Origin of the sequence: Saccharopolyspora sp. NPDC002686 (genome assembly GCF_040295745.1) — a bacterium.
Lineage (GTDB): Bacteria > Actinomycetota > Actinomycetes > Mycobacteriales > Pseudonocardiaceae > Saccharopolyspora > Saccharopolyspora oryzae.
On record NZ_JBEOVY010000040.1, the window covers coordinates 14420 to 32538 of the forward strand.

Consider the following 18119-nt stretch of genomic DNA (forward strand, 5'->3'; position numbering starts at 1 on the left):
GGGCAGAGCGGACGAGCAGCGCTTCCTTCTACCGCGCAACACCACCGAAGATCATCCGGTGCGCCCGGGCGGTGTCGGTGTACTCCCGAACCCGCCGAACCAGACCACCGCGCAGCTCGACGACGAAGCAGTAGTCGTTGTCGTAGGGATCGCCGTTGGCCAGCGTCGCCGCCACGGCTGCCTCCACGACCACCCGCTCACCAGCCACGTGCACAACCCCCGAAGACAACGGAAAGATCGCGCGCGAACAGGCGCGGGAAGTCCACCGCGAAGAACTGCACGATCGCCGCACGCCCCACCATGTGATCAGGCGCCCCCAACGCCACAGCCGTGGCATTGCCCGGAGGCGACAACCACTCGGCGTCCTCGGCGAGAACAGCGGAGATCAGGTCGGGATCGGAACTGGCGAGCGCCTGGAAGGCGTCCTCGACGATGCTGCGACTCATGGCCCCAGGATCACCGCCACCACATCCCGGCGTATTGGACGAATGTTCCCGCACCACCCCCTAACATGAGCCCGTGGCCAGATGGGAGGTCGTGCACCCCGCGCACCCCAGCCGATGGGCGGGGGTCACCATGGCCGGCTTCCGCCACCACGGCCCAGACCCGGCCGACGTGCACGTGATCCCGCACCCCTCGATCACCCTGGCCCTCGAATTCGGCTCCGGCCCGCACGTCGTGGACACCGACAGCGGCCGACAGCAGCAGGGCAACCTCGTCGCCGGATTCATGCACGACGCCATCCGCGTGCGCGGCCACGCCGTCGAATGCGTGCAGGTGCGACTGTCCCCGGTCACCGCGCACGCAGTGCTGGGCATCTCCCCGGCGGAATTGGACGACGTGGTCGTACCCCTCGACAAGTTGTGGGGGCACGACGCCACCAGAGCCCAGGAGCAGATCAGCCAGGCCCGCTCGTGGCAGGAACGCTTCGCGTTGACCAACACCCTGCTCATCCGCCGACTCGCGGCAGGACGCGAAGTGGACCGCGAGGTGGCCTGGGCCTGGAACCGGATCACCAGCAGCCGCGGCCGACTCCGGATCGACGACCTGGCGCACGAGCTCGGTTGGAGCCGCAAACGCCTGTGGTCCCGGTTCCGCACCCAACTCGGCCTGCCGCCCAAACGCGCCGCGAAGCTGGTCCGCTTCGACCACGCCGTCCACCGCCTGGCCGCCGGCCAGCACGCGGCAGGGGTCGCCGCCGACACCGGCTACGCCGACCAAGCACACCTGCACCGAGACGTCCTGGCCTTCACCGGAACGACCCCGGCGACCATGACCAGCAGGGTCTGGCTCGCAGTCGACGAGATCGCCTGGACCGCGCACCGCACGACGAACAAGCCGCAGTAGGCAGCTTCATGCCAGATCGGTTATATTCTGATTCTGGCAATTAACCCGGGGCTCCCGCGCACCTCACAGCGAACGACCCAACCCCGGCTGGCGCCCGACCACCACCTGTGGCACGAACGACCCAACGCCCGACCACCCGGAGGAACACCCGTGAACACCACCGTCACGATGCACGGCGACCACCCGGTCCTGCGCCTCGAACGCCTCCTGAACCACCCACCGGACAAGGTCTGGCACGCCATCACCGACCCCACCGAACTCTCGCACTGGTTCCCAGCACGCATCGACTTCGACCACGCCACCCCCGGCGCACCGATGAGCTTCACCTTCGACGGAACCGAACCCGAACACGGCGAAATCCTCGAAATCGACCCGCTCAAGGTCTTCGCCTTCCGCTGGAACGACGACGTCATCCGCTGCGAACTCCTCCCACGCCCCGAAGGCTGCCTCCTGGTCTTCAGCCACACCCTCCGCGCACCCGACAGCGACCTGCCCTCCACCGCCCGCCACGCCGCCGGATGGGACGGCTGCCTCGACGCCCTCGACGCCCGCCTGTCCGGAACCACCGCCGAATTCGACATGCAGACCTGGTTCCACCGCGCCGAGAACTACATCGAGCAGTTCGGCCTCGCCGAAGGCGAACTGCACCGCACCGACACCGGCTGGCAAATCCACTTCACCCGCGACCTCGTCCAACCCCCGGCACAGGTCTGGGCCCTGCTCACCGGCGACACCACCCCGACCCCAGGATCCGAACCACCACTGCCCAGCACCCACGGCTACGGCACCGCCGGCCCCGTGATCACCACCGAAGCACCCCACACCCTCGAATACGCCTGGCAACCCACCGGAACCGTCCGCTTCCACCTCCGCGACCAACACCCGATCGGCACCCGCCTGCACCTCACCCACACCACCACGACCGACCCGGCAACCCTGCTCGCGGCCTGGCACACCCACCTGGAACTGCTCTTCGCCGCCCTCCACGACGACATCCGCTGCCCATGGCCCACCGACCGCACCGAAGCCCTCCGCGACCACTACGCCCAACGCTTCGACCTCACCTGAAGCTCACCACGACGAGAACGGCAACACCCCGGCCACCCCGCCCACGCCGGTCAGGGTGGTCACGTAGGTAGCGGTCCAGCTCTCGCAGGCCCGTTTCCGGCGTTCGGCCAGGGGGTCCAGGCTCACGCCGAGGGCTCGTAGTTCGGCGGCCCGGGAGGCCGACAGGATCTGCTTGCGGTACTCGCGTCAGCGATTTTCGAGGAAGGTATTCAGCCGCACGCCTAGTTCCACGTGGCCCTTGGGCACGGTGACGTGTCCTTCGCGTCGCTTCGCGGCATGTGCGGACATACGGCAATCGGCGTGGATCCGGGGCTGGTCATCAGTGTGCGGTGAGTCCACCGTCGACGACGAGCTCGGTTCCGGTGACGAACGAGGATTCGTCGCTGGCCAAGAAGAGCATCGTAGGAGCGACCTCAGCGGGGCTACCTGCGCGGCGCATAGGGGTGCGCACGATATCGGGTTGTTGATCGCCCTGCTCGTCGAGCACATCTTGGATCATCGGGGTGGTGATGACGCCGGGGTGCACCGAGTTGACCCGGACTCCGCGGGTGGCGTATTCGACGGCGGCGGTCTTGGTCAGCAGCCGCACTGCTCCCTTGGTCGCCTGGTACGCGGCGGCGGCTCCGCTGCCGACCAGGCCGAGCACTGAGGAGGTGTTGATGATGGAGGCGTTGCCGGAGGCGCGCAGCAGGGGCATGGCGGTCTTCATTCCGAGCCAGGTGCCGGTCTGGTTAACCGCGACCACCTGGTCCCAGGCGTCCTTTGTGGTCTCCTCGATGCCGGGCCAGTCCAGGACACCAGCGATGTTGACCAAGACGTCAAGGCGGCCGAAGCGTCGCCGTATGAGCTCGATCGCCTCGCTCCAGTTCTCCGGCGAGGAGACATCCAACCGGACGGCCAGCACATCGGTGCCCTCGGCTTTCAGACGCGCGGCGAGCTCGTCCGCGGTGTCCTGGGCGATGTCGGTGACGACCAGGCTGGCTCCTTCACGGGCGAACAGTTCCGCGGTGGCTTGTCCGATGCCGCCGGTCGCGCCCGTGATCAACGCGACCTTGCTCATGAGCCGTCCAGGCATAGGTGCTCGTCCTCTCGTTTTGTCTGCTGGGAGTCAGGCGGCGGTGTAGCCGCCGTCGGCGGCGACGACCGCGCCGGTGATGAAGCTGGAGCGGGGCGAGGCCAGGAAACCGATCACCTCGGCGATCTCCTCGGGTTGGGCGACGCGGCCCAAGGGGTGGGTGTCGCCGAAGGAGCGCAGGTACTCCCGGCTGTCGGCCCGGAAGTTGTCGAGCATGTCGGTCTCGATCACACCGGGAGCGACGACGTTGGCACGGATGCCGTGCGGTCCGCCCTCCAGCGCGAGCACCTTGGTCAACTGCGCCAACGCTCCCTTGGACGCGCTGTAGGCCGCGGCCTCGACCAACCCGACGGTGCAGGCGAACGACCCGACGGTGACGATCACACCCCCGCCGTGTTCGCGCATCGCCCGGAATGCTTCCCGGGCGTGCAGGAACGCGCCGCGCGCGTTGATCGACATCAGCTCGTCCCAGTCGGACGCGGTGGTCTCGGTGATCGGCTTGTTCACCGATCGGCCGGCGTTGCTGACCAGGATGTCCACGCTGCCGAACCGGTCGATCGCCGTGGCAACCGACCGCACTGCGGTGTCCTCTCGGGACACGTCGCCGACCAGGGTGGACACGCCGTTGAACCGGGTGGTGAGACCGTCCACTTCGGGGCGGAGGTCGGTGGCCAGTACTCGCGCGCCGCGGGCGTGCAGCCAGGCGACCGTGGCCGCGCCGACCCCGCGGGCGGCGCCGGTGACCAGCGCGACCTTGCCCTCCAGCTCAGGGCCCACGAATTCGCCGTCGGTGGGTGGCACGCTCATCGCCGTGCCTGCCCTCGGTGATCGGCGGCTGACTCGGGATAGAGGACGAGATGCTCGTGGTAGAGCACGCCGTCGCGGATGTCGCCCGTCGCGGTGAAGCCGGTGTCGTCCACGTAGTCGAGGTGGTTCCCGGTCACTGTGTAGCGACCGGTGTAGGCGCTGCGCCGTTCGCCGCGCGCTTCGTCGTAGCGCCCGTCGGCGCGCAGCTCCTGCCGGATATGTCCGTCCGCGGTGCCCCACATGCCGACCACGTCGATATCGCTCGTCATACCGCCCAGCGTCGGCGACGGTGACAGGCGATGGCAGGACGTGTGGTGACTGGGTGTGCCACACCCACCCAACCGGGCGGCCAGCGATCTACCCTGGTGCCATGGCCAGTGGTGAGCTGGGGGCGTTCCTGCGAGCGCGTCGCGCGGGGCGATCTCCGGAAGACGCGGGCGTGCTCTACTCCGGCCGGCGCAAGGTGACCGGACTGCGTCGCGAAGAAGTCGCCGTGCTCGCCGGGGTGAACGCCGACTACTACACCCGCCTGGAACAGGGCCGCGAGACCCACCCGTCACCGCAAGTGCTCGACGCCCTCTGCCGCGCGCTGGATCTCGACCCCGATGCCCGCGAGCACCTGTACCGACTGGCCGGCACCACACCAGACAACACTCCCGCCCCGGTACCCCAGGCCGTGAGCCCCGAACTGCGGCAACTCATGGACGGTTACCCGCACACGCCCGCTTTCGTGCTCAACCGCATCCTGGACGTCCTGGCCACCAACACCCTCGCCGACGCGTTGTTCTCACCATTCCGCGCGGTGGACAACCTTGCCCGCATGACCTTCCTCGACCCCGCGGGACGACGGTTCTACGCACGCTGGGACTGGACCGCACAGGCCACCGTGGCGAACCTGCGGGTCGCCACGGGCTTCGACCCACATGATCCTGGTTTGCGGCGCCTGGTGGCCGAACTCAGCGAAGGCAGCGCGCACTTCCGCAGCTTGTGGGAGACCCACCAGGTGCGCGGCAAGACCCGCGAACCCAAACACCTCGTGCACCCCGACGTCGGCCCACTCGCCCTCACCTACCAGGCATTCGACGTGCGCAGCGCCCCCGGCCAACAACTGATCATCTACCACACCGAACCCGCCACACCCAGTGCTCACGCCCTCGCACTGCTGAGCAGCCTCCACCCCAGCACACACCACGCGCGTTCGGTCGACACCTGACTTGCGAAAACGGCCTCAAAGGGCCACTCCGGAAACCAGACGTACGTCTCCGGCCTCAGCACAGGTCGTTCGACGCCGGTGGCTTCCTTCGTGCCGTACCGCAGCCAGACGACGAAAAGCCCAGTTCCTCGGCCGCCGTGCGCGTGAGCCGCTCCGGCGCATGCGCGGCCACGGCATACCCGGTCAACGCGCCCAGCGAATAACCCCAGTACGCAGCCGTGTCCACACCCAGCTCATCGAGCACGGCCACGACGTACTCGGCGCGCCGCGGCAGCGTGTACGCCTCCGGATCGCGCGGCGCATCGCTGGCGCCCAAGCCCAACGGATCCACGGTGATCATCGTGTGGGATGTGGTCAGGGGAGCGGTGTAGCCGGCCTTCGTCCAGTGCGATCCGACCTGGAACATCCCCGGATGCAGCACCAACGGCGGACCGTCGCCGACGATGTCGAACGCGATCTCTGACCCGTTGCTGTGCGCGAAGTGCACCCGTTGTTCCTCCGTCGCTTCGATTTCCAGCCGAACCTATCGGTGATCGCGCCGGATCATCCTGTGCTCAGCTGGAGAGCAGGGGAGAGGCACGACTGCGCCAGCCGAACAGCGGCGGACACGAAACGTGACCGAATGTGCAGTGAGTGATCGTCGCCCACTGATTCACAGCGGCCATTCGGGCGATGATCGGCTCAAATGCTCGCTTAGCGTGACAACGCCTGCTTAGCTTGAGTCCTCCTTTCCGGTCAGTGATCAATCACCGAGAGAAGCCGTCTCGACTTCGAAAGGAAGATTCCATGACCGAGTTCATGCACGAACACGTCATGCACAAGGGCAAGCGGTCGTCCTGGGACGGGCGAGGGTTCTCGCTCTGCGGCAAGACGTTTGCCGCCAGCACCATCTGGGAGCCGTTCTTCTACGGCGGTGTCACGTGCGAGGACTGCAAGGCCGCGAAGAAGGCGGGCAAGACGCTCTAGCCGAGCTCCTGATCATCAGTTGAGCACATGGGGGAGCAGGGAACCGGCGGCTGGATCGTTCGACTGCCGAGGGGTTCGAACGATCCAGCCGCCGACGACGTTCCGGGTCATGTTGCGGCACACGCAGTCTCGATGCTCTGGTCCACGAGCGGCGCGGCTGGTCGTCACATTGAAAGCCGTTGCCGCGTACGGCAGTTGCCAAGCGACGCGCAAGTCCGCCCATCGGCACGCGAAGCGTTGAGCCGCATCCGCAGCAGCAGCAGAGGAGGGGCGTTTCGGGCTCCGGGCCGCACGATCAGATTACTACTTAACATAATGTACATTATCGGCGTTGTATCGACCTGCGGAGATCACCTCGAGAAGGGCCTCCAGGGACGCTGATTACGACGCATTGAGCACCCGAGGCGTCCGACGTGGACTCCGGGTGTCGCCGCCGTCCGGAGTGCCACTGATGGTTGAGCCGATGAGCGTTCCACGCGGCGGGCCCGTCGAGTCGCGCGGAACGCTCATCGGCATGGGCTGCACACGCTGGCTGCGTGACGACGCTGTGGCATGACGGGCTGGCCGTTGGAGGGCCGTTGACGTGTGGATGTCGATCAGGGTTGCCCAGTCGCCCACCGTCCATGCTGTTCCTGCATCCGTTCCCGCGACCTATTAACGTCACAGTGACAAAACGCAGTAGGTAGGGCGAGACGTTCATCAGCGGGTTTGGGTGAAGTCGACTCGGCGGATCATGATCCGCAAAGGCTCCGAGTTGGCCGGCGATCATCTGCCGAGTTCAACGCCGGCCGGACCTAGCGACCAGCTGACTCGCATGCGTCGTGCAAGCCGATGAATCGACCAGCACGTTGTGCAGAGCCGCGGATGCGTGAACCTCACGCCGGGTTGTGAAGTTCTGGTTGATCGACATGGGTGGCAGTGCATCGATCCCCCGAAGAGGAACCCCAGCTCGCCCGATGGCTACTTCTCCATTTGATGGATAATGTTGATTATCCATCAAATGGAGAATGTGACCGGGAGCGCGTCGAACTCCGCTCTATATCACGGTTTACGTTCGACTTCCAATGCTCAGAAGCAGACTCTCGTGGGCAGCGCCGGGCCTTGCTCGACGGGATCCGTCCTCTCTTGGTGTGACGAGCGCACCGCTCCTGCTCGCGAGACCGCCCCTCCCCTGTCAGGTCCTTCGTGAACGTCCGAGTTCGTTGACACCAGACCTATCCCCTGCGCCGCTGCTGCCCTGCTCGTCGACCGTGACTTGGCCATCGTCAGTTCTGTTCGGCCGGCCGGTTCTCATCGGTGTGCTTGGGATGGCGTGCAGCCGTAGCGTCGTCGGTTCGCCGCGGCGAACCGGATTGCGCTGGAGAATCCCCACCGTGCGGCCACTTCCGAGACCGATGATCCTGCTGTTGCCTCGAGGTCAGCGCGTGCTCGTTGCAGGCGGACGCTGGTGCCGGCCACGACCGCCATCTCCGCGGCGGTCCAGCTAGTCCACAGGAGAAAGTTGCCTGCGGAAACCGTTAACAGCCCACCCGCACTCGACAGTTGGTCGTCACGCAAATTCGGACGGCGCTGTAGTGTCCGGTGCCGCGACGTGGGGCAGGAGGACGGTGAATACGGCTCCGCCCTCGTTCGAGACGTCAATCGTGCCGGAGTATCGGTGGACGACTTGGCCGACCAGAGCGAGTCCGAGCCCCCTGCCATGGAGCCGATCCGTGGCTTTCGTCGACCACCCACGGGTAAATGCCTGTTGGGTGTGTTCCGGATCGAGACCGGGCCCCGAGTCCGCGACCCGGATCACCAGCGCGTCGCCGTCCTGACGGGCGGTGAAGACGACCCGGCGCGGCGCAGGTCCGGCGAGGGCAGCGTCGAGGGCGTTGTCCACGAGGTTGCCGACGAGCGTGACGAGGTCCCGTGTCTCAATTGCGACAGCGTCGACGACGGTGTCCGGCGTGATGAACAGTTCGACGCCCTTTTCGTGTGCTACGGCGAGCTTGCCCAGCAGCAATGCGGCCAGCGCGGGTTCATGGACCGCGCCGACGATCTGGTCGGCGAGCTGCTGCGCCGCCTGGAGTTCGGCGGTCCCCAATGTGACGGCTTCCTCTGCCTTGCCGAGTTCGATGAGCATGACGACGGTGTGCAGCCGGTTGGCGGATTCGTGCGCCTGCGCGCGCAATGCCTCGGCGAATCCACGGATCGAGTCGAGCTCGCCGGTGAGCGCCTGCAATTCCGTGTGGTCGCGCAAGGTCGTGGCGGTTCCGAGTAACCTGCCTTTGCGGTAAACGGGCAGCTGATTGACGAGAAGCGTGCGGTCGCGGGTGAGATGGATTTCGTCGGTGACTGTCCGCCCCGATTCCAGCAACTCGCGCAGCGATCCGGGGATCTCCAGATCCCGCACGTGTTGTCCGTGGAAAGCTGACCCGAGCAGTAGCAGCCGTCTTGCCTCGTCGTTGGCCAGGATCATGCGCCCAGCGGGATCCACGACCACGAGCCCCTCACGCATGGCATGCAGCACCGCGTCGTGATGTTCATACATGGCTGTGATTTCTTCCGGTCCCAGACCATGGGTCTGGGACTTTAGGCGTTGATTGACGAAGAACGATCCCAACCCCACCGCTGCGAGGGCGCTTCCGAATACGCCAAGCAGGCCAGGCAGCTGACGGCTGAACGCCAGCGCGATCTGACTGTGCGAGGACACCTCAGCGACGCCAACGATGTCCCCCTGGATCCCGTAGACCGGCACTCGGGCCCGCATGCGAGGCTCAGACGGATTGTCTTCCCAGCGGTCCAGCACCGTTTGGCCCTGCAGTTCGGCGGTCAGGTCCCCCTCGTAGCGGGTGCCGACGCCCGAGGGGGTGGGAGAGGTCAGCCTCGTGTACTGCGAGTCGATGATGACGACATGTTCGTCGACATCGGGGCTGGCCTGCTGCGTGGCGTCAGCGATCAGCTGAAGGGCTCCATTTGCGTTTTGCGGTGGCCGCGTGAGCGTCTCACGAACCTGTGGCAACTGCGCCACAAGGGATGCTGTGGCCAGCACGTTCCGGGACGCATCATCCTCGCTCGTCTGTTCAGCATGGCGATAGACCAACACAGAGCCGACGACGGCGGTAATCAGGATCACCGCCAATTGGAGAAGGAACAATTGGCGTGCCACGCTCAACTCACGCAAACCCGTACGTGCTCGCAGGGACTGCGACACGATTCGCGGCCAGCGCGGGACGTGGCGAGCGCTCTGACGCATGGGAAAAGCATAGCTCTCCCAAAGTTGGGAATTGATCTTGTCGCCGCGACGCGAGCCAGGTCTTGCCCACGCCGCCGCCTCCGGTCAACGTGAGAAGCCGCGAGTTGGACAGCAAGCGCCGGGCCTCAGCTGCCTCGGAGCGGCGACCCACGAATCTGGTGGTCTTGGCCCCGGGAGCGAGGCTGCTGCGGACTCGAACATCATGACTACCGTCCCGTAATTGCGGGTGCGGATGTCGGTATCGACCATCGGCTACCTCGAGACTGCCCGGGGGAAGAGGCGGAGCCACCTTTACGCGCATAACGCGCATCGCCATCGGGTCAACGCGGTTGCGATAATCCGCAACCCGCCAAGACCCTCGCGTTCAGTTATCTCAAAGCAGCCACGTGAGACACGCTCTAATGTGTGAGACAATCCCGCAGGGCAAATCCGCAAAACAACTCATTTGTCGGCGCGCCTGGGTTTCAACTCTGGTCATTCTGGCTCACTGGGTCGCAAGACGAAAGCTGTCCTGGGTCGACGGGCAGGTCTCCGAGATGGCCATAGTCCCCTCTTCAGCGCACGCCCGCTTTTCTTCAACAATAACCGCATTCCGACTCGATTCCTCGGGCCTGAAGCTTGCGAATGGACTAGCGGAACAGTGTGCGGAGGTTTTGGTGTCAACGCAGTAGCGGTACCGGCATTGCCGATCAGCGCCGGTAACTCCACCCTCTACGATGCAGTTCCGCATCACTCAAGAAGCACGAGCGGCCTCGATCGTCCACGCCGGCCCAGTGCGTCCGGCCACCGAGCTCCTCGCGCACAAACGCGTGGCCAGCGCTCCACACGACACTGCACGGCGCAGTCGGCAACCCGTGCGACTGGTCGCCGAAGCTGCTGGTCCTGGCCGGGGGCGAGGCTGCTGCGGACTCGAACATCATGACTACCGTCCCCCTAATCGCGGGTGCGGATGTCGGTATCGACCATCGGCTACCTCAAGGCTGCCCGAGGGAAGAGGCGGAGCCATCATTACGCGCATAACGCGCATCGCCATCGGGTCAACGCGGTTGCGATAACTTCATCATGCTGGCGCCACCTGGGTGCCTGTGGGGCAAAAACCCGTGGTCAAAGCCACCGGCTCCCGGTTCTCGGTAAACATGACCTCCGCGGTCAAGGTCAAAGGGGTGCTGCGGTTCGCCGTGCATGAGGGCAACACCAACGCGCAGGTGTTCATCGACTGCTGCAGGCGCCTGCTCCACGAACTGGATGGCCCGTGTACCTGGTTGTCGATGGTCATCCCGCGCATCGGGCCACAGCCACGAAACAGTTCGCGGCCTCCACTCACGGCAGGCTGAAGCTGGTCTTCCTGCCCGGCTGCTCTCCCGAACGCAAACCCGACGAATGGGTTTGGGGCAACGTCACAACGTCCCGCATCGCACGCAGAAGCACCACCGGCAAGGCCGACCTCAAGACCGAAGCCATCGGAGCGCTGCGGCGACTCCAGAAGCTGCCCTGCCGCGTCGTGACCTGGCACGACAGTCCTCTCGGTCGGAGTACTCTGGCCGACAGACACCGGCACCGAAAGCATCCGTTGCACATGATCCGCACACTGGTAGTCGAGGACGACACATCCCTCGCCGAAGCACACCGCTTAGCCACCGAGCGGGTTCCGGGCTTCCAGGTAGCAGCGGTCGCCCACTTCGGCAGTGAAGCGCTGCGAATTCTCGCAACACAAAAGATCGATCTCGTCTTGCTGGACTTCTACCTCCCTGACATGAACGGCCTGGAGGTGTGCCGCACGCTGCGTGCCCGGGGAGATCAGGTCGACGTCATAGCGGTCACCTCTGCACGCGACATCACCATGGTGCGCTCAGCAGTGTCGCTCGGGATCGTCAACTATCTCATCAAGCCGTTCTCCTTCGCGACGTTCCGCGAGAAACTCCAGGCTTACGCGGAATATCGCCGACGCACCCACACGACGTCGGACAGCCTTGGACAACGGGACGTCGACCAAGCGCTCTCCGCGCTGCGAGAGCCAGCGGACGCAGAACTGCCCAAGGGCCTAGCCGGCGAGACACTTGGGGCGATCGTGACCATGCTGCGCACCGGACAACAGCTGTCGGCTGCGGACATCTCGTCCGGCATGGGAATCTCCAGGCCCACCGCGCGCCGCTACCTCGATTACCTGACCTCACACCGGCTGGTACATCAAGAGCCGCGCTACGGAAGCGCGGGACGCCCCGAGTACGTCTACACGTGGTCGGGACCCACCGAGTCCCAACCGCCGCCGTAGATCCAACCGCAGATCCTGGCGTGGCCTCATCACAGCGCCATCACGATCACAAAGTTCGGGCCAGCGGGTTGCTGGCCGCCTGTCACGGCCACCCCGAGTGCTCCCGCGCCAGCCATGCCGCCACCTGAGCTCTCGAGGTGGAACTGAGCTTTCTGAGGATGTTCTCGACGTGGGCTTCTGCGGTCCGCCGCGAAATCACTGTTCGAGACAGCCAGATGGCAGGCCCGTAGCAGCCGCCGGTTGTACCGCTGGCGACGACGCAGGGTGCCGCTGATCCGACCCTGAATCCCTGGTGTCGGAGACAGGCCGGCGAAGGCCGCCAACCGGTCGGTGCTGCACGGCCGTTTTGGAGCGTGCGCGTTATGCACGTAACCGCGACACCCCGCGGCCTGCCCGCGCATCGTCATAGACGAGCGGTTGACCGCTTGATCGCGAGAGCTCCCCCGCACAGCCAACAGGAGCCAGCCCGAAACCCCTGGGATGGTCGTGATGACCCACCGAGTGCCCTACAGCGAGCAACGACACGCCAGCCTGCTGGATGTCTACCGAGGCAAGGTCGAGTTCGACAACAGCCTGGGAGCCGGCCAAGGCAACGGCTACCGCTGGGCCGAACGCATCGGCGGCGCCATGTTCGACGTCCAACAGGACCTGCTGATGCAGCTCTGGCAGACCGACCTGATCGAAGTCGACACCAGCCACCTCTTCGCCGCCCGCGGACACCGCGTCCGGCTTACCCACCGCGGCTGGCAAACCCTGTGCGACTGGGGCCTGCGACCTGAACATGACGTCACGGCCACCAGTACCCCAGCCAGCGTCGTTGGGTAACAGCCTCCGCTGCCCCCGACCACCGATCACCGCCGCAGCGGCGTATCCGCCGTTGACGTGACAGCGGCAGGACAGAAACCCGCTTCGCAAACTTCGATTCGTGAGCAACCGGCGTCACAGAACACGAGGAAACCGGACAGGCCACCCAGCGAGGGGAGACAGCGCGATGGGTACATGGCAGGTGCGCCAACACAACGACGGTTGGCGGGTGATCACCCCCGGCGGTACGCGGGCGTGCGCGCCGGCCGACAGCCAGCACGAGGCCATCCAGAAGGCGCTGGACCTGCTGGCTTACGAAGGCGGGCAACTGCTTGTGCACACCGAGGCGGGTCAGTCCATCTGCTCGTCTCTGAGCAGCTGGACAAGGTCCTCAATCTCCGGTGGCGGGATGGGAACACAGATTCCTCGAGACGGCCGGCTATGAACGCCTGGTCGCGCTCGACATGAACAGCGCGCCCCGCTCCCCCCAGCCGGATGCTCATGCCTGTCTTCCTGCTCGAGCGTCGCGCGGGTCCGCGCGGAGTTGGTGTCGCAGTTCTGCGAGCCGGAGCAGATGGAGACTGCGTTGGCGCGTGCCCCGGAGCGGGAGGTCTTGCTCTACCACGGTGTTCGTGGTGCGGCGGATCTCTACGACTTCGAGGTGCTGACCGGGCTCGCGGAGGCGCATCCGGGGTTCAGCTTCGTTCCGGTGCTTTCGCACGAGTCGCAGCGGGAGGGGGCGTTTTGCCGCACCGGATTCCCCACGGATTCGTTCCTGGCCGATGTCGCGAGTGCGCGTGGTTGGTCCGGTTGGCTCTGCGGGCCGCCGGCGATGGTGGAGGCGGGCGTCAAGGCGTTCAAGCGGCGGCGGATGGCGCCGCGCATGATCCACCGGGAGAAGTTCACCCCGAATGACGTCTGATCAGTGCTGCGGGGTGCCGGCGGGTATTGGGCCGGTACCCCGCAGCATCTGTTCTGCCGGGTGCTGGTGACTGCGGAGTCGGTTGTTCTCAACGGGATTCAGCCGGTGGTGCGCGCCTGGTGGGAGGGCGATCGGTCAGGGGCGCCAGCGGGCGGCGTAACCGGGGCGGTCTGCGTAGGGCAGGCCGAGGAGGGCTCGGGTGGGGCAGCCTCGTTCGTCTTCCGGCGGGTAGCTCTCCCCCAGTTGGTCGCAGGGGCCTTCGCCGGTGCCGCAGTCGCGGTGGGCGGTGAGCAGGCGGGTTTTGAGCTCGCATTCGCGGAAGCCGCGGATGGGGGTGATCAGGCAGGCCCGGTCGGTGCCGGTTTCGGCGTCTTCCCTGGCTTGGCGCAGCAGTTCGAGGTCGATGTCCAGCTGGCGGTGCAGGAACTCGGCGAACCGGTCCATCGTGTGTCGCACTCCTGTTGTCCGCTGTGGTGGTCGGTCACAGGCAGGGACGTGGTGGCGGCTCGATCATGACGTTGCTCGTCGGGTGATCTTGCCCGCGTTGGTGGGTGGTTGTCGGGTTTGTGGCGGATTGTTGCCAAGAATTCCCGAGCGCCGGGGCGGGTTCTTAGGGTCGGCGCGGATCAGGTCGTCGGATGTGCGGGAGTTCGGCATGGTGTTGCGCGGTGTTCAGGTTGCTCGGCGGGTGCTGCTGGCCGGTGGGTTGGCGGCCACGGCGGTGGGTGCGTCGGGGATTCCGGTGTGGGCGTCGTCGCGGCGCGCGGCGCCGGAGATCTTGTCGACGTCGGAGTGGAAGGCGCGGGAGCCGAGTTCGCCGGTGCAGGTGCTGGACCAGCGGCCGGTGAAGATCGTGGTGCACCACACGGCGTCGGCCAACAGCGAGGACACCTCGCAGGAGCACGCGATGGAGTTGGCGCGGCAGATCCAGGACTTCCACATGGATTCCAACGGGTGGCTCGACACCGGGCAGAACTTCACGAATTCGCGGGGCGGGTGGTTGCTGGAGGGGCGGCACAAGAGCTTGGCGGTGCTGACCGCTGGTGAGCAGCACGTGCTGGGTGCTCATGCGGGTGAGCAGAACTCGGTGTCATTGGGGATCGAGAACGAGGGCACCTACGTGGACGCGAAGGTGCCGGATGCGCTGTGGGACTCGTTGGTGGAGTTGTGCTCGTACATGGTGGCGCAGTACGGGATCGATGCTGGTGAGATCTACGGGCACCGGGATTTCATGGCCACGGAGTGTCCGGGTGATGTGCTCTACGCGCGATTACCGGAGTTGCGGGAGGCGGTGGGGGCTGCCACGGGCAAGGCGGTGGCGCAGCCGGTGGTGTGGCCGTTGCTGCAGCCGGATGTGCGGGGGCCGCGGGTGACGGCGTTGCAGTTGTTGTTGCGGGCTCGGGGTGAGTCGGTGCCGGTGGATGGTGTGTTCGCTGGTCGGACTCAGGAGGTGGCGGGACGGTTGGCCGCCGAGTGGGGTGCTGTTGGTGCGTCGTGTTCGGCGACCCGGATGCCGGAGCCGGGGTTGTTCGGTGGTCGTGGTTGGGATGGGCTGGTTCCCGAGGTGGGTCCGGGTTCGGCGGGTGATGCGGTGCGGGCGGTGCAGACGTTGTTGATCTCTCGTGGTCGTTACGTGCCGGCGGATGCGCGGTTCGCCGATCGGACGGTGTCGGTGGTGCGGGAGTTCCAGGCGGCTGCGGGGTTGCCGGTCACTGGCGTGGTGGACCGGGCGACTTGGCTGCGGTTGTTGGGGTGACTTCTCTCCCCCGTTCGGCGCTGGTGTGCGAATTGTGCGGTGCTGTTGTGCCGTGGATCCGTTGAGCGGTCGGCTGGAGCCGGGTCTGTGGGCCTGGTTGGTGTCTGAGTTGTCACGCCTGTAGGGGCTGGGTCGTCTTGCTGGTGGGAACGCACGACGGGGCGATGGAGCAGCGTTCGCGAGCGGGTGCGATCAACCGCGCGGTGTGGCACACATCTAGCTGCGGTGCGTATCCGTAGGCGATCGCCATGGGCCGAGTCTGTGAGTGGCTGGGCGTTCGATCGATCCCCCTACCAGTGAGGACGTTCATGCAAGCCATCACTGTTCGAGACCGTGACGTCGGTGTCGCTGGGATGTCCTTGGCGGACCTGCCCTACCCCCACGCTGCCGAGAACGATGTCATCGTGCGGGTGCACGCTGCGGGCTTCACCCCCGGGGAACTCGACTGGCCGGGCACCTGGACCGATCGTGCGGGCCGCGATCGGACGCCGAGCGTGCCCGGCCACGAGCTGTCGGGTGTCGTCGTCGAACTGGGTTACGGCACTACCGGTCTGAGCGTTGGCCAGCGGGTGTTCGGGCTGACCGACTGGACCCGCAACGGTGCGCTCGCCGAGTACACCGCGGTGGAGGCCCGCAACCTCGCACCGTTGGCGGCGGATGTCGACCACACCGTGGCCGCTGCGCTGCCGATCTCCGGGCTGACCGCTTGGCAGGGCCTGTTCGACCACGGGCACCTCACCGTCGGCCAGACCGTTCTGGTCCACGGCGCTGCGGGTGGTGTGGGGTCGATCGCGGTGCAGCTCGCTCGCGATGTCGGCGCCCGGGTCATCGGCACCGGTCGGGCTCGCGATCGTGACCAGGCGCTCGCGCTCGGCGTCGATGCCTTCCTCGACCTTCAGAGCGAGAAGTTGGAGGAGGTGGGCGAGGTCGACGTCGTGTTCGACGTGATCGGCGGAGATGTCCTCGACCGTTCGGCCGCCCTGGTGCGCGCAGGTGGCACGCTCGTCACCATCGCCATGCCGCCCAAGGTCCAGCCCGAGGGCGGGCGGGCCGTTTTCTTCGTCGTCGAGCCCGACCGCGTTCGGCTTGCTGATCTCGTCGCGAGGCTGAGGGACGGGCGGCTCGAGCCGGTCATCGGTGCGGTGCGGCCGCTTGCTGAGGCATCCGCCGCGTTCGCCTCTGATAAGCGCACCCCCGGCAAGGTGATCATCCGCGTCGTCCAGGACTGAGCAGGAGGTCTCTCGTGAGTGGAATGCGGATCGCTGGTGGTTTCCTGGTCGTCGCCGCGTTGGCCGGGGTCACGGCCTGCAGCGGCCCGGACCAGCCTGCCGGCTCCACGCCGCCGGTGGCATCGCAGCCACCCGCCGAGACTCTGACTCCGTTGCTCGAGCAGGCCCTTCCGAATGCGCAGGGCAAGACGTTCACCTCGGCGGTGGTGGACTTCCCGCCTGGTGCGCGTGCACAGCCGCATCGGCACGGCGAGGCTTTCGTCTACGCGTACGTCCTCGAAGGCACGGTGCGCAGCAGGCTCGATGACGAGCCCGTGAGCACGTATCGGCAAGGCGAGAACTGGGTCGAGCAGCCGGGTGCCCACCACGTCCTCACGGAGAACACCAGTCCGACGGAGCGGGCCAGGCTCCTGGTCGTCTTCGTGTCCAACACCGGGGACGAGCTGAAGGTCGATGACGGCCACCCGTGACCGGGTTGCTGCGGGCGGTGGCGTGGCCGTCAGCAGGCCGGTCAGCTCAGTCCCGATCCCCACGTGCGTCTACGTCTGTGGAGGCCGTTGAGGACTGCTGGGGCGGGCTGCCGGGTGGTCGCGATGCCGCGTCGGCTCGACCGTGCTCGTGGTCGAAGACGCGTGTGCTTCCTCGCTGGTGGTCTGTGGTTGTTTCTGCGTGTCGGCCCAGGTCACCAGCAGGGTGAGTCCGTCGGCGCTGGGCGTGCCGGGATCTGCGGTGTAGGTGGTGATGGTGACGTTCGGGTCGCCGGGCAGTGCGAAGTCGTCGTAGGCGAGGTCCATCGTGCCGGCGGCCGGGTGGTTGATGGTCTTGCGTCCGCGTGAGTGGCGGTGCACGTTGTGCTTGGCCCAGCGGGTCGCGTCCGGCGGCCCCGCTCCGGTGCGCCGGTTCCTGCCTGAGCTGATCCAGCTCATCTGGGACCGCAAGATCGACCCCGGCAAGGTCTTCGACCTCACGCTTCCGCTCGATCAGGCCGCTGAGGGCTACAAGGCGATGGATGAGCGCCGCGCCATCAAGACCCTGCTGAAGCCCTGACCTTCCTCGCTGACCGATTCCAGCCGCGCTCGCCTGGGACTTCGAAAGGTCTGGGCGAGCGCGGGACTTTGTTTGATTCGACGGGAGAACACCATGAACCCGACCTATGACTTCTCCGGGCAGGTGGCCCTGGTCACCGGCGCCGCCTCCGGCATGGGCCTGGCCGCCGCCGGTGCCTTCGCCGACTCCGGGGCCGCCGTGGTCCTGGTCGACCTCGACCACGATGCCGTCCACAACGCAGCCGAGGAGATCACCGGCCGTGGGCAGCGGGCGATCGGTGTCGTCTGCGACGTCACCGACGAACAGCAAGTCGAAGCCGCGGTGCGGCGCGCGGTGAGGGAGTACGGCCGCCAGGACATGGCGTTCAACAAAGCC

24 protein-coding genes and 2 pseudogenes are annotated in these 18119 nt (G+C 66.4%); 14 read left to right on the plus strand and 12 right to left on the minus strand.

Annotated elements, in window-relative coordinates:
• Nucleotides 1–28 precede the first annotated feature (28 nt).
• Entirely contained in the window at nucleotides 29–208 is a 180-nt protein-coding gene (locus ABTZ89_RS08025; RefSeq protein ID WP_351041632.1) for a nuclear transport factor 2 family protein, read from the minus strand.
• Complete coding sequence (locus tag ABTZ89_RS08030; RefSeq protein ID WP_351041635.1) at nucleotides 198–446, minus strand: nuclear transport factor 2-like protein; 249 nt, start codon at nucleotides 444–446, stop codon at nucleotides 198–200. The genes ABTZ89_RS08025 and ABTZ89_RS08030 overlap by 11 nt, the downstream gene beginning before the upstream one ends.
• A 73-nt stretch (nucleotides 447–519) precedes the next feature.
• On the opposite strand from ABTZ89_RS08030, the gene ABTZ89_RS08035 reads away from it, so the two are divergent.
• Together ABTZ89_RS08035 and ABTZ89_RS08040 are read left to right on the plus strand one after the other, a co-directional pair.
• On the plus strand, nucleotides 520–1347 hold the full coding sequence (locus ABTZ89_RS08035) for a helix-turn-helix domain-containing protein (RefSeq protein ID WP_351041638.1): 828 nt from the start codon (nucleotides 520–522) through the stop codon (nucleotides 1345–1347).
• A 150-nt stretch (nucleotides 1348–1497) separates the two neighbouring features.
• Nucleotides 1498–2415, plus strand: a complete 918-nt coding sequence (locus ABTZ89_RS08040) for an SRPBCC family protein (protein ID WP_270950317.1) — start codon at nucleotides 1498–1500, stop codon at nucleotides 2413–2415.
• Between the two features lie 3 nt (nucleotides 2416–2418).
• On the opposite strand, the gene ABTZ89_RS08045 is transcribed toward ABTZ89_RS08040, so the two are convergent.
• The 4 genes from ABTZ89_RS08045 to ABTZ89_RS08060 all read right to left on the minus strand — a co-directional run bounded on the left by ABTZ89_RS08045 (nucleotide 2419) and on the right by ABTZ89_RS08060 (nucleotide 4566).
• Nucleotides 2419–2541, minus strand: coding sequence for a hypothetical protein (locus tag ABTZ89_RS08045; protein ID WP_351041641.1), 123 nt, complete (start codon nucleotides 2539–2541; stop codon nucleotides 2419–2421).
• Nucleotides 2542–2734: 193 nt separating this feature from the next.
• Nucleotides 2735–3490, minus strand: a complete 756-nt coding sequence (locus tag ABTZ89_RS08050) for an SDR family NAD(P)-dependent oxidoreductase (RefSeq protein WP_351041644.1) — start codon at nucleotides 3488–3490, stop codon at nucleotides 2735–2737.
• A gap of 33 nt (nucleotides 3491–3523) precedes the next feature.
• Nucleotides 3524–4297: an SDR family NAD(P)-dependent oxidoreductase gene (locus tag ABTZ89_RS08055; RefSeq protein ID WP_351041647.1), complete on the minus strand. Its 774-nt coding sequence runs from the start codon at nucleotides 4295–4297 to the stop codon at nucleotides 3524–3526.
• Entirely contained in the window at nucleotides 4294–4566 is a 273-nt protein-coding gene (locus ABTZ89_RS08060) for an Atu4866 domain-containing protein (RefSeq protein WP_351041650.1), read from the minus strand. The genes ABTZ89_RS08055 and ABTZ89_RS08060 overlap by 4 nt, the downstream gene beginning before the upstream one ends.
• Nucleotides 4567–4667: 101 nt before the next feature.
• Between ABTZ89_RS08060 and ABTZ89_RS08065 the strand changes: the two genes are divergently transcribed.
• On the plus strand, nucleotides 4668–5510 hold the full coding sequence (locus ABTZ89_RS08065; protein WP_351041653.1) for a helix-turn-helix transcriptional regulator: 843 nt from the start codon (nucleotides 4668–4670) through the stop codon (nucleotides 5508–5510).
• A 55-nt stretch (nucleotides 5511–5565) separates the two neighbouring features.
• On the opposite strand, the gene ABTZ89_RS08070 is transcribed toward ABTZ89_RS08065, so the two are convergent.
• The gene (locus ABTZ89_RS08070; protein ID WP_351041655.1) at nucleotides 5566–5997 is read right to left on the minus strand and encodes an alpha/beta fold hydrolase; all 432 of its coding nucleotides are present in this window, start codon (nucleotides 5995–5997) and stop codon (nucleotides 5566–5568) included.
• 299 nt (nucleotides 5998–6296) lie between these two features.
• On the opposite strand from ABTZ89_RS08070, the gene ABTZ89_RS08075 reads away from it, so the two are divergent.
• Nucleotides 6297–6476, plus strand: a complete 180-nt coding sequence (locus ABTZ89_RS08075; RefSeq protein ID WP_351041658.1) for a hypothetical protein — start codon at nucleotides 6297–6299, stop codon at nucleotides 6474–6476.
• 1290 nt (nucleotides 6477–7766) lie between these two features.
• On the opposite strand, the gene ABTZ89_RS08080 is transcribed toward ABTZ89_RS08075, so the two are convergent.
• Complete coding sequence (locus ABTZ89_RS08080; RefSeq protein WP_351041661.1) at nucleotides 7767–7943, minus strand: helix-turn-helix domain-containing protein; 177 nt, start codon at nucleotides 7941–7943, stop codon at nucleotides 7767–7769.
• 82 nt (nucleotides 7944–8025) lie between these two features.
• Nucleotides 8026–9627, minus strand: coding sequence for a sensor histidine kinase (locus tag ABTZ89_RS08085; RefSeq protein ID WP_351041664.1), 1602 nt, complete (start codon nucleotides 9625–9627; stop codon nucleotides 8026–8028).
• Nucleotides 9628–10814: 1187 nt separating this feature from the next.
• On the opposite strand from ABTZ89_RS08085, the pseudogene ABTZ89_RS08090 reads away from it, so the two are divergent.
• Nucleotides 10815–11623, plus strand: a pseudogene (locus tag ABTZ89_RS08090) (response regulator); the annotation flags it as partial.
• A gap of 165 nt (nucleotides 11624–11788) precedes the next feature.
• Nucleotides 11789–11986, plus strand: coding sequence for a helix-turn-helix domain-containing protein (locus ABTZ89_RS08095; RefSeq protein WP_351041694.1), 198 nt, complete (start codon nucleotides 11789–11791; stop codon nucleotides 11984–11986).
• Nucleotides 11987–12195: 209 nt separating this feature from the next.
• On the opposite strand, the pseudogene ABTZ89_RS38930 reads toward ABTZ89_RS08095, so the two are convergent.
• Nucleotides 12196–12321: pseudogene (locus ABTZ89_RS38930) on the minus strand (IS110 family transposase); the annotation flags it as partial.
• Between the two features lie 166 nt (nucleotides 12322–12487).
• On the opposite strand from ABTZ89_RS38930, the gene ABTZ89_RS08100 reads away from it, so the two are divergent.
• The 3 genes from ABTZ89_RS08100 to ABTZ89_RS08110 all read left to right on the plus strand — a co-directional run bounded on the left by ABTZ89_RS08100 (nucleotide 12488) and on the right by ABTZ89_RS08110 (nucleotide 13712).
• Nucleotides 12488–12811, plus strand: a complete 324-nt coding sequence (locus ABTZ89_RS08100) for a hypothetical protein (RefSeq protein WP_351041667.1) — start codon at nucleotides 12488–12490, stop codon at nucleotides 12809–12811.
• A 166-nt stretch (nucleotides 12812–12977) separates the two neighbouring features.
• Nucleotides 12978–13235 carry a DUF2188 domain-containing protein gene (locus tag ABTZ89_RS08105; RefSeq protein WP_351041670.1) on the plus strand — a complete coding sequence of 86 codons (258 nt, stop codon included), beginning with the start codon at nucleotides 12978–12980 and terminating at the stop codon, nucleotides 13233–13235.
• Between the two features lie 129 nt (nucleotides 13236–13364).
• The gene (locus ABTZ89_RS08110) at nucleotides 13365–13712 is read left to right on the plus strand and encodes a ferredoxin reductase domain-containing protein (RefSeq protein ID WP_351041673.1); all 348 of its coding nucleotides are present in this window, start codon (nucleotides 13365–13367) and stop codon (nucleotides 13710–13712) included.
• Nucleotides 13713–13847: 135 nt separating this feature from the next.
• Here ABTZ89_RS08110 and ABTZ89_RS08115 read toward each other — a convergent pair whose 3' ends face one another.
• Nucleotides 13848–14156 (minus strand): DUF6221 family protein, encoded by a 309-nt coding sequence (locus tag ABTZ89_RS08115; RefSeq protein ID WP_270950306.1) that lies wholly within the window; start codon nucleotides 14154–14156, stop codon nucleotides 13848–13850.
• A gap of 211 nt (nucleotides 14157–14367) precedes the next feature.
• Between ABTZ89_RS08115 and ABTZ89_RS08120 the strand changes: the two genes are divergently transcribed.
• From ABTZ89_RS08120 to ABTZ89_RS08130, 3 genes are all read left to right on the plus strand, one after another.
• Nucleotides 14368–15468, plus strand: a complete 1101-nt coding sequence (locus ABTZ89_RS08120) for a peptidoglycan recognition protein family protein (protein ID WP_351041677.1) — start codon at nucleotides 14368–14370, stop codon at nucleotides 15466–15468.
• Nucleotides 15469–15776: 308 nt separating this feature from the next.
• Entirely contained in the window at nucleotides 15777–16697 is a 921-nt protein-coding gene (locus ABTZ89_RS08125; protein WP_351041680.1) for an NADP-dependent oxidoreductase, read from the plus strand.
• 23 nt (nucleotides 16698–16720) lie between these two features.
• Nucleotides 16721–17167 (plus strand): cupin domain-containing protein, encoded by a 447-nt coding sequence (locus ABTZ89_RS08130; protein ID WP_351041697.1) that lies wholly within the window; start codon nucleotides 16721–16723, stop codon nucleotides 17165–17167.
• 69 nt (nucleotides 17168–17236) lie between these two features.
• On the opposite strand, the gene ABTZ89_RS08135 is transcribed toward ABTZ89_RS08130, so the two are convergent.
• Nucleotides 17237–17545 (minus strand): MmyB family transcriptional regulator, encoded by a 309-nt coding sequence (locus ABTZ89_RS08135; protein ID WP_351041683.1) that lies wholly within the window; start codon nucleotides 17543–17545, stop codon nucleotides 17237–17239.
• A gap of 7 nt (nucleotides 17546–17552) precedes the next feature.
• Between ABTZ89_RS08135 and ABTZ89_RS08140 the strand changes: the two genes are divergently transcribed.
• Both ABTZ89_RS08140 and ABTZ89_RS08145 read left to right on the plus strand, forming a co-directional pair.
• Nucleotides 17553–17744 (plus strand): hypothetical protein, encoded by a 192-nt coding sequence (locus ABTZ89_RS08140; RefSeq protein WP_351041686.1) that lies wholly within the window; start codon nucleotides 17553–17555, stop codon nucleotides 17742–17744.
• 93 nt (nucleotides 17745–17837) lie between these two features.
• Nucleotides 17838–18119: SDR family NAD(P)-dependent oxidoreductase (locus ABTZ89_RS08145; RefSeq protein WP_351041689.1), on the plus strand; the 282-nt coding region annotated here is incomplete at its 3' end.